The 13,646-nt window shown below is 64.8% G+C and carries 12 protein-coding genes; 9 read left to right on the top strand and 3 right to left on the bottom strand.

Annotated features, from left to right (window positions below):
- The first annotated feature begins 283 nt into the window (after positions 1-283).
- Complete coding sequence (locus tag IEX85_RS13960; RefSeq protein ID WP_373290913.1) at positions 284-1,162, top strand: potassium transporter TrkG; 879 nt, start codon at positions 284-286, stop codon at positions 1,160-1,162.
- 26 nt (positions 1,163-1,188) lie between these two features.
- Here the strand turns inward: IEX85_RS13960 and IEX85_RS13955 are convergent, their stop codons facing one another.
- Positions 1,189-1,656: a VOC family protein gene (locus IEX85_RS13955; protein WP_188861217.1), complete on the bottom strand. Its 468-nt coding sequence runs from the start codon at positions 1,654-1,656 to the stop codon at positions 1,189-1,191.
- Positions 1,657-1,762: 106 nt separating this feature from the next.
- A complete protein-coding gene (locus tag IEX85_RS13950; protein WP_188861216.1) occupies positions 1,763-2,791 on the bottom strand; it encodes an AraC family transcriptional regulator in 1,029 nt (342 codons plus the stop codon).
- Positions 2,792-3,057: 266 nt separating this feature from the next.
- On the opposite strand from IEX85_RS13950, the gene IEX85_RS13945 reads away from it, so the two are divergent.
- Positions 3,058-4,215 carry an acyl-CoA dehydrogenase family protein gene (locus IEX85_RS13945; RefSeq protein WP_188861215.1) on the top strand — a complete coding sequence of 386 codons (1,158 nt, stop codon included), beginning with the start codon at positions 3,058-3,060 and terminating at the stop codon, positions 4,213-4,215.
- A 60-nt stretch (positions 4,216-4,275) separates the two neighbouring features.
- The gene (locus IEX85_RS13940) at positions 4,276-5,043 is read left to right on the top strand and encodes a 3-hydroxyacyl-CoA dehydrogenase (RefSeq protein WP_188861214.1); all 768 of its coding nucleotides are present in this window, start codon (positions 4,276-4,278) and stop codon (positions 5,041-5,043) included.
- Positions 5,044-5,234: 191 nt separating this feature from the next.
- Here IEX85_RS13940 and IEX85_RS13935 read toward each other — a convergent pair whose 3' ends face one another.
- The gene (locus tag IEX85_RS13935; RefSeq protein WP_229721921.1) at positions 5,235-6,059 is read right to left on the bottom strand and encodes a hypothetical protein; all 825 of its coding nucleotides are present in this window, start codon (positions 6,057-6,059) and stop codon (positions 5,235-5,237) included.
- 182 nt (positions 6,060-6,241) lie between these two features.
- On the opposite strand from IEX85_RS13935, the gene IEX85_RS13930 reads away from it, so the two are divergent.
- The 6 genes from IEX85_RS13930 to ptsP all read left to right on the top strand — a co-directional run bounded on the left by IEX85_RS13930 (position 6,242) and on the right by ptsP (position 13,129).
- On the top strand, positions 6,242-7,303 hold the full coding sequence (locus tag IEX85_RS13930) for a PA0069 family radical SAM protein (protein ID WP_188861213.1): 1,062 nt from the start codon (positions 6,242-6,244) through the stop codon (positions 7,301-7,303).
- A gap of 123 nt (positions 7,304-7,426) precedes the next feature.
- Positions 7,427-7,882: a mechanosensitive ion channel family protein gene (locus tag IEX85_RS13925; RefSeq protein ID WP_188861212.1), complete on the top strand. Its 456-nt coding sequence runs from the start codon at positions 7,427-7,429 to the stop codon at positions 7,880-7,882.
- A 95-nt stretch (positions 7,883-7,977) separates the two neighbouring features.
- Positions 7,978-8,265, top strand: coding sequence for a mechanosensitive ion channel domain-containing protein (locus tag IEX85_RS13920; RefSeq protein WP_188861211.1), 288 nt, complete (start codon positions 7,978-7,980; stop codon positions 8,263-8,265).
- Positions 8,258-9,100, top strand: coding sequence for a CBS domain-containing protein (locus IEX85_RS13915; RefSeq protein ID WP_188861210.1), 843 nt, complete (start codon positions 8,258-8,260; stop codon positions 9,098-9,100). The genes IEX85_RS13920 and IEX85_RS13915 overlap by 8 nt, the downstream gene beginning before the upstream one ends.
- Positions 9,090-10,397 (top strand): magnesium transporter, encoded by a 1,308-nt coding sequence (locus IEX85_RS13910; protein WP_188861209.1) that lies wholly within the window; start codon positions 9,090-9,092, stop codon positions 10,395-10,397. Before IEX85_RS13915 ends, IEX85_RS13910 begins: the two co-directional genes overlap by 11 nt.
- A 392-nt stretch (positions 10,398-10,789) precedes the next feature.
- Complete coding sequence (ptsP, locus tag IEX85_RS13905; protein WP_188861208.1) at positions 10,790-13,129, top strand: phosphoenolpyruvate--protein phosphotransferase; 2,340 nt, start codon at positions 10,790-10,792, stop codon at positions 13,127-13,129.
- Positions 13,130-13,646 lie beyond the last annotated feature (517 nt).

Below are 13,646 nucleotides of genomic sequence, written 5' to 3'. Positions count from 1 at the left end.
GAAAGCGCCTCCCACTGACAGGACAAGCACGCGCTTTTGCCGTGCAATCAAGGGAAAAGACCGATGTTCAAGCTTTTTCGGCCGGTACTGTTCGTCTGCGGCCTGATTGCCCTGGCGATGGCCACGCTGATGATATTCCCGGCGCTGATCGGCCTGATCAAGGGGGACTCCGAAACCCGGGCTTTTGCCATCTCCGCCGCCGTCACCGGCGCCTTCGGACTGATACTGGTCACCACCTGCCGCGGCGGCGACTTTTCCCTGCGCCCGCGCCAGCTACTTCGCCATTTCGCTGGCCTGCGTCCTCAGCTACTGGGCCTGGGGCATGAACCTGTTCGACGCCATCACCCACGCCATGGCCACGGTATCCTCCGGCGGTTACGCCACCGACGACCGCTCCATGGGGCGTTTCGGCAACGGCATGCTGTGGATTTCGGTGGTGTTCATGCTGCTTGGCGGCATGCCTTTCGTGCTCTACATTCGCTTTTTCGCCAACCCCTCGCTGAAAGTCCTGCGCGACGACCAGGTGATCGGCTTCCTGCTGATTGTCGCGGCACTGACGCTGATACTGACGCTGGACCTTATCGGCGAAGGCGTGTTCGGCCCCTTCGATGCCCTCACCCACGCCGCCTTCAACGTCACCTCGGTCATCACCACCACCGGATTCGCCTCGACCGACTATACCCTCTGGAGCGGCTTCAGCGTTGCGCTGTTCTTTTTCATCACCTTCATCGGCGGCTGCTCGGGATCCACCTCCGGCGGCATGAAGATTTTCCGTTTCCAGCTGTCCTATCTCTTCCTGACCAAACAGATCCGCCAGCTGGTGCACCCGCGCGGTCTTTTTTCGATCCGCTATAACGGCACCGAGGTCAGCGACGACATCATCTCGTCGGCCGTGGCGTTCTCGTTCCTGTTCTTCGTCTGCCTGGTGGTGACCACGCTGCTGCTGTCACTGACCGGGCTCGACCTCATCACCAGCCTCACCGGCGCCGCCACCGCGCTGACAAACGTCGGCCCCGGGCTCGGCGAAATCATCGGCCCGGCGGGCAACTTCGCCACGCTGACGGACAGCGCCAAATGGATCCTGTGCTTCGCGATGCTGCTGGGACGGCTCGAGCTGCTGAGCCTCATCGTGATCTTTACCCCGGTATTCTGGCGCGGCTAACCCGGAGCGGGCGCGAAGTATCCGGGCTAGTGCTGCTGCTCGAACATTTTCCTCGCCCGCTCGAAAACCTCGTCGTCCGACAGATCCTCGCGGTGGGTCGAGACGAACCAGACGTGACCGTAAGGATCGCGCAGGCTGCCAATCCGGTCGCCGTAGAACATGTCCTTCACCGGACTCATCACCGTCGCGCCCGCATCCACTGCGCGCTGAAAACGCGCATCGACGTCCTCGACGTACAGATGCAAACCGCAACTGGTGCCGCCCAATCCCGTCGGGCTCTGGAAACCGCTTTCCGAGCACTCGTCGGCCAGCATGATTCGGCTGTCGCCGATCTCGATCTCGGCGTGACCGATCTTGCCGTCGGGGGTGTCGAGGCGAAAGCGCTCGATGGCACCGAACGCCAGTTTATAGAATTCGATCGCTTCTTCGGCCCCCCGTACCGCCAGATAAGGCGTCGCGGTATGAAAGCCATCGGGTATCGGTTTGACGCTCATCGGTCTTGCTCCTTTGTGTTGGGTAAGCTACCCAGCAGCTTAGACCTTTTCCTGCCCTGCTCCTGCCGAAACTCGCCGCACCCGGCCCAGCGCCCCACGCATACACTCAGCCGGCCCCCGGGGGGCCGGCCTCCTTTCTCAGTTCGAGGTACGCCGTCGGCGTCAGGCCGGTCCATTGCCGAAAGGCGCGCGAAAACGAACGCGGCTCACTGAAGCCCAGCTGACGAGCCACCTCGGTAACGCTCAGCCGGTACAGCAGCAGCTTTTCGATCGCCAGGTCCCGCCTGACCTGATCCTTGATCCGCGGGTAGGACGTGCCCTCGGCACGCAGGCGGCGCCTGAGCGTCTGGGCGCTGATATTGAACCGCGTGGCGAAATCCTCGAATGACGGGCACTCCAGCACTTCCCGCCCATGGTGCAGCAACTCGGAACGGATACGCGCCTCGAAGCTGCTTTCCCGCCCCGGGATGGTGATCAGGTCGGCGGGGGAGCGCCGCAGAAACAGCGCCAGGTCACGCCGGGTCCGTACCGGCGGCTTCGCCAGAAAGCCGGCGTTGAAACTCAGCGACAGCCTGTCGCGCGCGAAGCGGTGAACGCCGGGAAACATGTGTTTGAGCTCCGCGGCATGGGGCGGCTCCGGATAATCGAAGCCGGTGGTGCCGAGCGCGATTTTTTCACCGATCAGCCAGCTGGCGAAGCGGTGCCAGATGACCAGCCAGAACTCCCGGAAAAAAGCGTCCGGGTCCAGCTCCGGCCTGGCAAACTCGATTTCCAGCAGCGCCCGCTCGCCCCGGCGCTGCAGACGCATGCGGATATCGTCGGTGAAAAGGTTATACAGCTGAATGCCCTGCTGCAGCGCAGCCTCCAGCGATTCGTAATGCAGCGCATGCTGCGTCATCAACGCGAAGACGCCCGGCTTGCAGCGATGTTCCGTGCAGCCCATGAACTCGTCATCCAGCGCCGCCCAGATCAGTTGCACCAGCCGTGTCATGCTCTCTCCCGGGGCCCGTGCTCCCGGCCGGCCCAGCAGCTGCGGATCGATGCCGCTGTCCGCCAGCAGCGGTTGCGCTTCGAGTCCGCTGCGGACAGCGCAGTTCAGGGCCGCATGTACATAATGAATATCGACAGTCGCCACCCTGCCTCCTGTGCAGATCCTGTGGCACCGAAAGGGCGCCACATGCCCAAGTGTCACTTTTTATGACCAATTCAGTCAATTAATGTCATTTTATGACACCCCGCTTTCGGCGATAGTAATCCACGGACCCCAGGGCGACCCAAAGGGTCAAAACTCTGGGGAAGCAGCGAACAGATCCATGGAGGCCCCACGGACCGGTTCGCAGTCACCTTCAATCACAGTCAACGGAGGCCGCCGGCCCCCGCAGCGCAGTCCGGAGACAAGCGATGGACCTCAGCCTCAGCGAAGACCAGATACTGATTCAGGATATGGCCCGCAAATTCGCCGAATCCGAGCTTGCGCCGGTGGCGGAAAAGCTTGACCAGGAAGGCGACCGGGAACGCTTTCTCGGCAACCTGAAAAAGCTTGCCGAACTCGGCTTCATGGGTCTGAACATCGACGCAGACTTCGGCGGTACCGACGCCGGCACCGTCGTGTTCAGCCTGGCGGTCACCGAAATCGCCCGGGCCTGCGCCTCGACGGCGGTCACGGTCTCGGTGACCAACATGGTCGCCGAAGTCATCCAGGCGATCGGCTCCGAGGAGCAGAAGCAGCGTTATCTGCCACGGATCTGCAGCGGCGACTATCCCGCCGCCGGCTTCTGCCTCACCGAAACCACCGCGGGCTCGGACCCTTCAGGCATGCGCACCAGCGCCGTGCTCGACGGTGACGAATGGGTGCTCAACGGCGCCAAGCAGTTCATCACCAGTGCCGAGTATGCCGGCGTCTTCGTGGTCTGGGCCCTGACCGACCCGGACCAGCCCAAGGGCAAGGGTATTTCCTGTTTCCTGGTCGAGGGCAACGCCCCGGGCCTCAAGATTTCCAAAGCCGAAAAGAAAATGGGGCAGCATGCCTCCGCCACCAACGAGGTGCTGTTCGACAACTGCCGCATTCCCGCGGATGCCCTGATGGGCGAGCTGAACCAGGGCTTTCGCATCGCCGTCGGCGAGCTGGCCGGCGGGCGTATCGGTATCGGCTCTCTGGCCCTCGGGATCGGCCTGGCGGCGATGGACTACGCCCGTACCTACATGACCGAGCGCCGGCAGTTCGGCAAGCCGCTGACAGACTTCCAGGGACTGCAGTGGATGCTGGCCGACGCCTACACCGACCTCGAGGCCGCCCGCCTGCTGCTGATGAGCGCCGCCGACCGCAAAGAAAAGGGGCTGCCGTTTTCCAAGGAAGCCTCAATGGCCAAGCTGTTCGCCTCGGAGAAGGCCAACAAGGCCTGCTACACCGCGCTGCAGCTGCTCGGCGGCTACGGCTACATCCGGGAGTTCCCGCTGGAGCGCTACGCCCGCGACGTACGCATCACCTCCATCTACGAGGGCACCAGCGAGATCCAGCGCGTCATCATCGCCCGCGAACTGCTGCGGGAACTCGGCTGATCGCTTCACCAGCATATCCGGCGCCGCCGCGCGCCACCAAAACGAATTCGGGGAACGAATATGGATCTGAACAATAAAGTCGTTATCGTCACCGGCGGTGCGTCCGGCCTCGGCCTGGTGACCTGCCGCCGGCTGGCCGCCCGGGGCGCCAGGATTGCCGCCTTCGACCTCAACGAAGAGGCGGGTCAGGCGCTGGCCGACGAGCTCGGCCCGCAGGGGCTGTTCGCCCGCGTCGACGTCACCGATGCCGCCTCGGTCGAAGCCGCGCTGGCGCAGGTGGTCGAAACCTTCGGCACCGTGGATGTGTGCATCAACTGCGCGGGCATCGCCCCGGCGGGCAAGACCGTCGGCCGCAACGGCGCCCTGGCGCTGGAAAAGTTCGCCCAGACCATCAACATCAACCTGATCGGCACCTTCAACGTGCTGCGCCTGGCTGCCGAGCAGATGGCGAAGAACGAGCCCGACGCGGGTGGCGAGCGAGGCGTGATCATCAATACGGCGTCGGTTGCCGCCTTCGACGGTCAGATGGGCCAGGCCGCCTACAGCGCCAGCAAGGCCGGGGTGGCCGGAATGACACTGCCGATCGCCCGGGACCTGGCGAAACTCGGAATCCGGGTGATGACCATTGCCCCGGGCATCTTCGACACGCCGATGATGAAGGGCATGCCGGACGAGGTCCGCGACCCGCTGATCCAGATGGTGCAGCACCCGAAACGCTTCGGCGAACCGGACGAGTATGCAGCCCTCGCCGCCCACATCATCGAGAACCGCTACCTCAACGGCGAGGTGATCCGGCTCGACGGCGCCATCCGCATGGAACCGAAATAGGCGTCATCCCGCTTGTGCCTTTGGCAGGATGGGTGGAAAGACACCTTACCGGGATCTCCACCCCTTTTGCAGTCCGGGCGTCGTGCAACCCATCTTTGTCTTCAATGGGCTGTACCGCAACGCCTGAAGCGCGCCAGGACGGCCTCGCCTACCCTGCAGGATGCGTTGACCGGGCACATTCAGGCCGAACGCTATTTGGGAAACAGCAGGGTCAACTGCAGTCGCACCCCCAGGCCTTCGGGGCCGGCAGCGGGGCTATCCAGCCAGTAACGCAGCCCCCCTCCAACACTGACCAGCTGTTCGCCCAGACTGAGCACCTTGCTGACGTTGGCGTTGAGCGGGATCGACCACTCCTCGGCTTTCCAGTCATAGGTCGACTCGAGATTGACGGTGTAGGTGGTCGCACTCGGTGAGGTGCGGGACAGGAAGGGTTGCAGGAAGGTCGCACTGATATCGCGGCGGTCATCGTCGCCGGCAAAGGACCATATATGGTTGGCCAGGGCACCGTAGGTCAGGGCGCCATCCTGCCTCAGTGCCACGGCTGTCGGACCCAGCCCCCACTTCTCCGCCCCCAGCAGGTCGTCGGTTGCCGTAGGGAGCAGCGCCACCGGGCCCGCCCCCCAGATCCAGCCATTCGCCGTCGGCTCTTTCGGCGAAAAGAACAGGCTCTGCACCACGTCGCCAAGACCCGACTGGCTGCCCTCGCCCGGAATCACATCGTCCTGGGACAGGATGGGCACGATAGTGCGGGAGATCAGATTCCAGTCCTCGTTCAGATCGAACGGGATAACCGGCTGCACGTTCAGCAGATAACGATCGCCGTTATCCCCCGGCCCCAGGTCGGTGTCGTAGTTCAGCTGAAAAGGCACGCTGATCAGCGAGGCGACCGGGTTGGCCAGCTGCTTGGCCAGCGCCTCCGCATCCTGCGACCATGCCGTGGGGGCAGCCAGCTGCACGGCGACACCGGACATCGTGACGGCCAGACAACTCAAACGGCGTTCGACAGTATTCATCATCCATTGACCTCGGCGGGGTTCTGAGTGTTCCGAGCGAATAGCCTAGCCGATCGAATGGCATTCGACGAGAGCCACCGGTCCCGCCGCCCACCGAAACCACCCGCGACAGAACCGGAGACCGATACACATCCCGCGACGAATACTGTATATTTAAACAGTATTAATTTTCGGAGATCTCCGGAATGTCCAGACCGCCCAGGGGCCGTGGCGCCCTCTCCAACCCGGCCAACCGATTCGCGCCCTCGCGCAGCGAGATCGACCCTGTCGCGGACGGCGAGCTGCCGGCCCGCATCGATACCGTGCAGATCAACGAGCGGCCCAGGACCATCATCAGCCGCAACCGCTCGCCCGATGTGCCGTTCGAGCAGTCGATCAATCCCTACCGCGGCTGCGAGCACGGCTGCATTTACTGCTATGCCCGCCCCAGCCACGCCTACTGGGACCTGTCGCCGGGACTCGATTTCGAAACCCGCATCATCTGCAAGGAGGGCGCCGCCGAGCGGCTGGAGCAGGAACTGCGGGCGAAAAACTATCGCTGCAAGCCGATCACCCTCGGCGCCAACACCGACCCCTACCAGCCGCTTGAACAGCAGCGCCGCATCACCCGGGAGCTGCTCGAGGTGCTCGCGCGCTACCGCCATCCCGTGACGATCATCACCAAGGGCGCCCTGATCACGCGCGACCTCGACATTCTCTCCGATATGGCCCGTCAGCAGCTGTGCTCGGTGATGATCAGCATGACGACGCTGGATCCGGAACTGAAACGCACTCTGGAGCCGCGCGCCGCCGGGCCTCGCACCCGGCTCAACGCCATCCGCGAACTGACCGCCGCCGGTGTCCCGGTCGGGGTCCTGGTGGCGCCACTGATTCCCATGATCAACGACCGCGAACTCGAGGCGATTCTAAGCGCCTGCGCCGAGGCCGGTGCCCGCAACGCCGGTTACGTCTTCATACGCCTGCCCCAGGAGGTGAAGGGCCTGTTCCGCGAGTGGCTCGACGCCCACTACCCGGACCGCGCCGAGCACGTGATGAGCCTGATCCGCCAGAGCCGCAACGGGCAGGAAAACGACAGCCGCTTCGGCAAGCGAATGCGCGGCGAAGGCCAGTTCGCCGAGATGATCGCCCAGCGCTTTCGCCTTGCGCAGAGAAAGTACGGCCTGGAACAGCGCCATGGCCTGCGACTGCGCACCGACCTCTTCAGCGTGCCGCCGCGGGCCGGGGATCAGCTGGCCCTGTTCGGCTGAGCGGGGCGGACAAAAACTGATAAATGAACGCGGCTGCCGGCAAATCAGGTAGAACTCCAACGGCCTGCTAGTCTGTAGTCAAGGCGCGGTCACCCGACCGCGTCCGGCACGGCGACGGGGACCATGGAAACGCTCAACAACCTCAGGGACATTCTTGAAAGCAGTTTCAGCGACTTTCTCAGGACCCTGGCGGCGTATCTGCCGAACCTGATCACGGCACTGCTGCTGTTGCTGCTGGGCTGGCTGTTCGCGCGACTGATTCGCGCCCTGACGCTGCGCTTCGGTTCCGGCATCGATCGCCTGACCGCACATCTGCGCCGCCACTCGGGGCCTGCGGCCCTCGCACTGCGCAAGCCCGACTCCAGCTTCATCGCCCGACTGCTGTACTGGCTGGTGTTCCTGTTCTTCCTTGCCGCCGCGGTGGAATCCCTGGGGCTTCCGGGGCTCGCGGACTGGATCAACCAGCTCATCATCTATCTGCCCAAGCTAATCATCGGTGCGCTGATCCTGTTCGGCGGCTATCTGCTCGGCGGCATCGCCCAGGATCTGGTGCGGCCGCCGCGCTGGCCCGTGGACTGAGCTCGAGCGAAGCGCTGGGGGTTACCGTCAAGACGCTGATCGTCGTCTTCGCCGCCATTCTCGGCATCGGTCACCTCGGCCTCAACGTCGGCCTGTTGGTCAACGTCGTCACCATCGCCGCCGCCGCCATTCTCGGCGCTCTGGGGCTGGCCTTCGGCATCGGCGCCAGCGCCGAGGTCAGCAACATTCTGGCGGCCCACCAACTGCGAAAGGTCTACCGCATCGGGCAGAAGGTGCGGGTGGACGACACCGAAGGCGACATCCTCGAGCTGACCTCGACCGCGGTGATTCTCGATACCGACGAAGGGCGCACCCTCGTGCCCGCGCGGCGTTTTGCAGAGAGCGTTTCGGTACTGAAGCGAAGGACCGACGGCGATGACTGATTTGCTGGCCATCCACCTGATGTCCGAACACCCGGACGACGCGGCCGCGGCGCTGGAGAACGTCGACGCCGCCGATCTCGCCGAACTGATGGCCGGGGTGCCCGACAAGCCGGCGCTCCGGGTATTGCAGCGGCTGCCGCCATTGACGGTGACCCGCTGCCTGGAACGCCTGCCGGTCAGGCGCGCCGCCGGCCTGCTGGCCAGGCTACCCACCACGACGGCGGTGCCACTGGTGCAGTTGCTTGCAGCGGGGCCGCGCGAGGAAATTCTTTCCCGGCTGCCGCTCGGCATCAACAGCGCCCTGCGGCTGGTGCAGAGTTTTCCCGTCGGATCGGTGGGCGCGGTCATGGACAGCCGCGCTTTCACCCTTCCCGCCGACATCGGTGTCGAGGAAGCGCTGCAGCGTATCCGCCACAGCCCGCAGACAGCGCTGCACCGCATTTTCGTGCTCGACAGGAATCATCGCCTGGCCGGCAGCGTGGCGGTACAGGATCTGCTGTCGGCGCGCCGCAAGGCGCCGCTGCAGGCGATCGTGCAAAAGGACCTGCCGATGGTTTCGGCCAAGACCCGGCTGGGTGCCGTCGAACACCACCCGGCCTGGACCCATGACACCCTGATCGCCGTTACCGACCGCAAGGGACTCTTTCTCGGCGTGTTGCACCAGAAGGACATGGTCGACGCCCTGCGCGACCAGGGTCACGACGCCGGCATGGCCCAGGGCTCGCGCGATACCCTGCTCGAACTGACCGACCTGCTCTGGTCCGGTGCAGCGGCGCTGCTGTTCCCGACACGCGAAAACCGGGCACCGCCCCCGGAGACCCGGGATGAGCACTGAGCAGCCGCGGGCCGCCGCCCTGTTGCAGCAGGTCTGCCTGAATCGTTATCCGGCGGAAGCCACCCACCTGCTGGAGAAGCTGCCCGCGACACGCATTGCCGACCTGCTCGGCGAGCAGCCACCGGAGCTGGCGCTGGCGGTCTGGGAACGCCTGGTCCCGGATATCGCGGGCGAAGTGCTGGAGTCGCTGGACGACGGGCGCGTTCGCGAACTGCTGAGTCGTGCCAACCCGAACCGCTGCGTCGCCTGGCTGGCGAGCGTGTCACCGGGACGGCGCGATAGCTGGATGGCGCTGCTGGATGAAACCCGGGCTGGGGAGCTCAATACCCTGATGGCCTTCCCGCCCGGCAGCGCCGGTGCCCTGATGGATCCGCGGATACTGGTGTTTCGCGCCGACATGACGGTACGCGAAGGCCTGCAGCGTCTGCGCGCCAGCCAGCGCCACGACATACTCAGCCTGTTCGTGCTCGACGGCGACAACCGACTGAGCGGCGTTATCCCGATTCAGGTGCTGGCAGTGGCGTCCCCCGCTGCCCGCCTCCACGAGCTGATGCAGCCGGTCACGGCCTGGGTCGAGGGCATGACTCCGCGCGACGAGGTCGTCGACAAGCTCGAGGAGCTGCGTATCATCGACCTTCCCGTGGTCGACCTCGACGGCAGACTGATCGGCGTCGTGCCGCCTCAGGCGCTGATGGAGGCGGCCGAAAACGAAGCCACCGCCACGCTGCAGACGATGGTCGGTACCAGCAAGGAAGAACGGGCGCTGTCCCGCGTCTCCTTTGCCGTCGGCAAACGGCTGCCCTGGCTGCAGATCAACCTGTTGACCGCCTTTATCGCCGCCAGCGTTGTCGGCCTGTTCGAGAGCACCATCGCCCAGTTCACCGCGCTCGCGGTGCTGCTGCCGGTGGTCGCGGGCCAGTCCGGCAACACCGGAGCCCAGGCGCTGGCGGTGACCATGCGGGGACTGGCACTGCGCGAGGTGCGCAGCAGTCACTGGGGTCAGCTTCTGTTCAAAGAGGCGCTGGTCGGCTTCCTCAACGGTCTCGCGGTCTCCGGCGTGACCGCGCTGGGCGTATGGATCTGGAGCGGCTCCACCGGGCTTGCACTGGTGATCTGCCTGGCCATGATTTTGTCGATGGTGGTCGCCGGGATGGCCGGCGCCACCATCCCCGTGGTGCTGACGTCGCTGGGCCAGGACCCGGCGCAGTCATCGAGCATTTTCCTGACAACGATCACCGATATCGTCGGCTTCTTCAGCTTTCTTGGCATCGCCACACTGCTTTCCGCCATGCTCTAGGCATGACGAGTCCGCGCCGGCAGGATAGAAAGGTAGGATGGGTGGAGCCGCCAACTCCGAATACAGGTTCCTCGGCACGGTAGTCTTGAGCGGCGGAACCCATCAATGATTCAGGCACAGCGGTGCTGACCCGAGACCCAAGATGGGTTGCACGGCGCCCGGACCCGATCAAAAACTGGTATACCGTGCCCGAGCGCCGTTTCACCCATCCTACGATTTACGCTGTAACCGCACTGCGGCATGACAAGTCCGCGCCGGCAGGATAGAGTGAAAAGGGCCTGCTGTTTGCAACAATAACGACAACGGCGAATACCGCGCGGTTCAGAACGCCAGGATCCGAATAGGGCCCGAATCGATGGCGCAGTGTCTCCGTTGCGACAGGAGATGGCAGCATGAACCCCGATCAACCTCAGTCTTCGCCGGGCGATGCGGACAAAGGCCTGAGCCCGGGCAAGAAGCTGGCCCGTTTGCGCCAGATCGTGCAGGACGTCGCTGAAGCGGCAGACCTGGAGTCGGCGCTGTACCTGATCGTCAGCGGCATCCGCGCTACCATGCAGGTCGATGCCTGCTCCGTCTTTCTCTCCGACCAGGCCCACCACCACTACGTATTGATGGCCGCGGAAGGGCTCAACCCCGAGGTGGTCGGTCAGTTGCAGCTGAAACTCGACGAAGGACTGGTGGGGCTGGTGGCACAGCGCCGCAAACCCGTCAACGTGCGCAACGCACCGGCCCACCCCCGCTACCAGTCGGTCCCCGAGTCCGGCGAAGAACACTACCACGGCTTTCTCGGCGTGCCGGTCCTGCACCAGGGGGAGCTACTGGGTGTGATGGTGGTACAGCAGGTCGCCGAACGCCGTTTCCGCGAGTCTGCGGTATCCTTCATGGTCACCCTGGCCTCGCAGCTGGCCGGCGCCATAGCGCTGTCACTGGCGCACAGCCCGTCGCCGGCATCCGTCGATACACCCGATGCCACACTCAGCCGCATCGACGGCGGCGCCGGCGCGCCGGGCATCGCCATGGGCACCGGCCTGGTGATCTGCTCGCCCGCCGAACTCGAGCAGATTCCCGATCGGCCGGCAGACGACCCCGACAGCGAAATCGCCCGGCTTAGCCGCGCCGTGGACCAGGTCGCCGCCGAATTCGAACGCCTGGCCGAGCATAACGAGCCGGCACTCAATGCCGAAGACCGCTCGCTGTTCCGGGCCTTTGCGCTGATTGCCCGCAGCACCGAGCTGTTCGACGCGGCCAGGGCGCGCATTGTCGCGGGACACTGGGCACCGGCTGCGCTGCGTGACAGTATTCTCGAGCACGCCCGCCTGTTCGAGGCGATGGACGACCCCTATCTGCGCGAGCGGGCGCACGATATCCGCGATATCGGCAAGCGCCTGATGGCGCGCCTGCTGCCCGAAAAGCAGCCGGCGCAACCGGACTACCCCGAACGCTGCATCCTGATCGGCGAAAACCTGAGCCCCGTCGACCTGACCTCCATACCGGCCGGCCAACTGGTCGGGGTCATCTCGGGCCACGGCTCGAGCCTGTCCCATCTGGCCATCCTGGCGCGAGCGCTGGAAGTACCGGCCATCATGAGCCTCTCCTCCGAGATGCCGCTGGCGGCGCTCGACGGCAGAACGCTGATCATCGACGGCTACCAGGGACAGATCTACCCTGAGCCCGGAGAAGCGCTGCGCGGCGAATTCCGCCGCGTGCGGCAACAGGAGAGACAGCTGTCGGAGGACCTGCAGCAGCTGCTGGAGCTGCCCGCGGAAACGCCCGATGGCGTGCGCATCCCGCTGTATACCAATGCCGGCCTGCTGTCGGACCTCAACCATTCGCTTGCCAAGGGCGCCGAGGGCATCGGTCTGTACCGCACCGAATTTCCCTTCATGGTGCGCAACAGCTTTCCCAACGAGGAGGAGCAGTTCACCCTCTACCGGCAGGTGCTGGAGGCCTTTCACCCGCGCCCGGTCACACTGCGCACCCTCGACATCGGTGGCGACAAGGCGCTGACCTACTTCCCGGTACAGGAAGAGAACCCCTACCTCGGCTGGCGCGGAATCCGCATCTCCCTCGACCACCCGGAGATCTTCCTCACCCAGATCCGCGCCATGCTGCGCGCCAACGCGGGCCTCGGCAACCTCAATCTGCTACTGCCGATGATCAGCCGCGTCGAGGACCTCGACGAAGCACTGGTACTGATCACTCGTGCCTGCCACGAGCTTCAGGAGCAGGACGATGCCATCATCATGCCCCGTCTCGGCGCCATGATCGAGGTGCCCGCGGCCGTCTACCAGGCCGATGAGCTGGCGCGCCGGATCAGCTTTCTCTGCGTCGGCAGCAATGACCTGACCCAGTACCTGCTGGCGGTCGACCGCAACAATGAACGTGTCGCCAAGTGGTTCGACGCCCTCCATCCGGCGGTGATCCGCGCCCTGATCCAGGTCGTCGCCGCCGGCCGGCGCCACGGCAGGCCGGTAAGCGTCTGCGGTGAGGCCGCCGGAGATCCCGCCGTGGCCCTGTTGCTGCTCGGCCTCGGCGTCGAGAGCCTGAGCCTGAGCGCGGGGGATCTGCTGCGCATCAAGTGGGTGATCCGTTCCTTCAGCCGGCAGCGCGGGGAGGAACTGGTAAGCCAGGCGCTGGCGCTGGAGCAGGCCAGCGCCATCCGCGCCATGCTGATCCGCAACCTGGTCGAGGCCGGTCTCGGCGCACTGGTGCATCCCGGTAATTCCAACTGACCGCTTCGCCACGGGGGCGTGGCTCCTACGCCGACCTGGCACCTCCAGCACCGGACCAACACCCCAACGCCCGATAACCCGTGGGAGCGGCGTGCCCAAAGGGCACGTCCCCGCCGCGAACGGACCTGACGCAGAGCCCGACAAAGGTTCGCCGCGGGGCGTGGCTCCTACGCCGACCTGGCACCTCCAGCACCTGACCAACGCCCGACAACCCGTGGGAGCGGCGCCCTCGCCGCGAATCGCCTCACCCCGCTTCGCCGCGGGGCGCGGGTCCTACGCCAACCTAACACCACCGGCGTCTGACAAAGTCCCCGTAGCGGCGCACCCAAAGGGCATTTCCCCGCCGCGAACAATCTCTTCCTGGGCCGCATCCTTCGCGGCTGAAGCCGCTCCTGCACTTCGACGCAAATCATTTGCATTACAAATGACCACATTAGAACTATTGATTTCTGTTATGAGAACAGCAGGGATAGGATCGACTCAAGCCAGTGAGAAATCCCGGCACCGCACAGGCAAA

The organism is Marinobacterium nitratireducens (genome assembly GCF_014645375.1).
In the GTDB taxonomy this organism is placed as follows: domain Bacteria; phylum Pseudomonadota; class Gammaproteobacteria; order Pseudomonadales; family Balneatricaceae; genus Marinobacterium_A; species Marinobacterium_A nitratireducens.
Note: the sequence above shows the minus strand (reverse complement) of the source record. Positions and strands in the feature narration are given on the sequence as shown.

What these genes read in the sequence shown, in the direction of transcription:
- IEX85_RS13955 (WP_188861217.1), bottom strand. Translation starts at nt 1,656, where the DNA reads ATGAGCGTCAAACCGATACCCGATGGCTTTCATACCGCGACGCCTTAT.
- IEX85_RS13945 (WP_188861215.1), top strand. Translation starts at nt 3,058, where the DNA reads ATGGACCTCAGCCTCAGCGAAGACCAGATACTGATTCAGGATATGGCC.
- IEX85_RS13940 (WP_188861214.1), top strand. Translation starts at nt 4,276, where the DNA reads ATGGATCTGAACAATAAAGTCGTTATCGTCACCGGCGGTGCGTCCGGC.
- IEX85_RS13935 (WP_229721921.1), bottom strand. Translation starts at nt 6,059, where the DNA reads ATGATGAATACTGTCGAACGCCGTTTGAGTTGTCTGGCCGTCACGATG.
- IEX85_RS13930 (WP_188861213.1), top strand. Translation starts at nt 6,242, where the DNA reads ATGTCCAGACCGCCCAGGGGCCGTGGCGCCCTCTCCAACCCGGCCAAC.
- IEX85_RS13925 (WP_188861212.1), top strand. Translation starts at nt 7,427, where the DNA reads ATGGAAACGCTCAACAACCTCAGGGACATTCTTGAAAGCAGTTTCAGC.
- IEX85_RS13915 (WP_188861210.1), top strand. Translation starts at nt 8,258, where the DNA reads ATGACTGATTTGCTGGCCATCCACCTGATGTCCGAACACCCGGACGAC.
- IEX85_RS13910 (WP_188861209.1), top strand. Translation starts at nt 9,090, where the DNA reads ATGAGCACTGAGCAGCCGCGGGCCGCCGCCCTGTTGCAGCAGGTCTGC.
- ptsP (WP_188861208.1), top strand. Translation starts at nt 10,790, where the DNA reads ATGAACCCCGATCAACCTCAGTCTTCGCCGGGCGATGCGGACAAAGGC.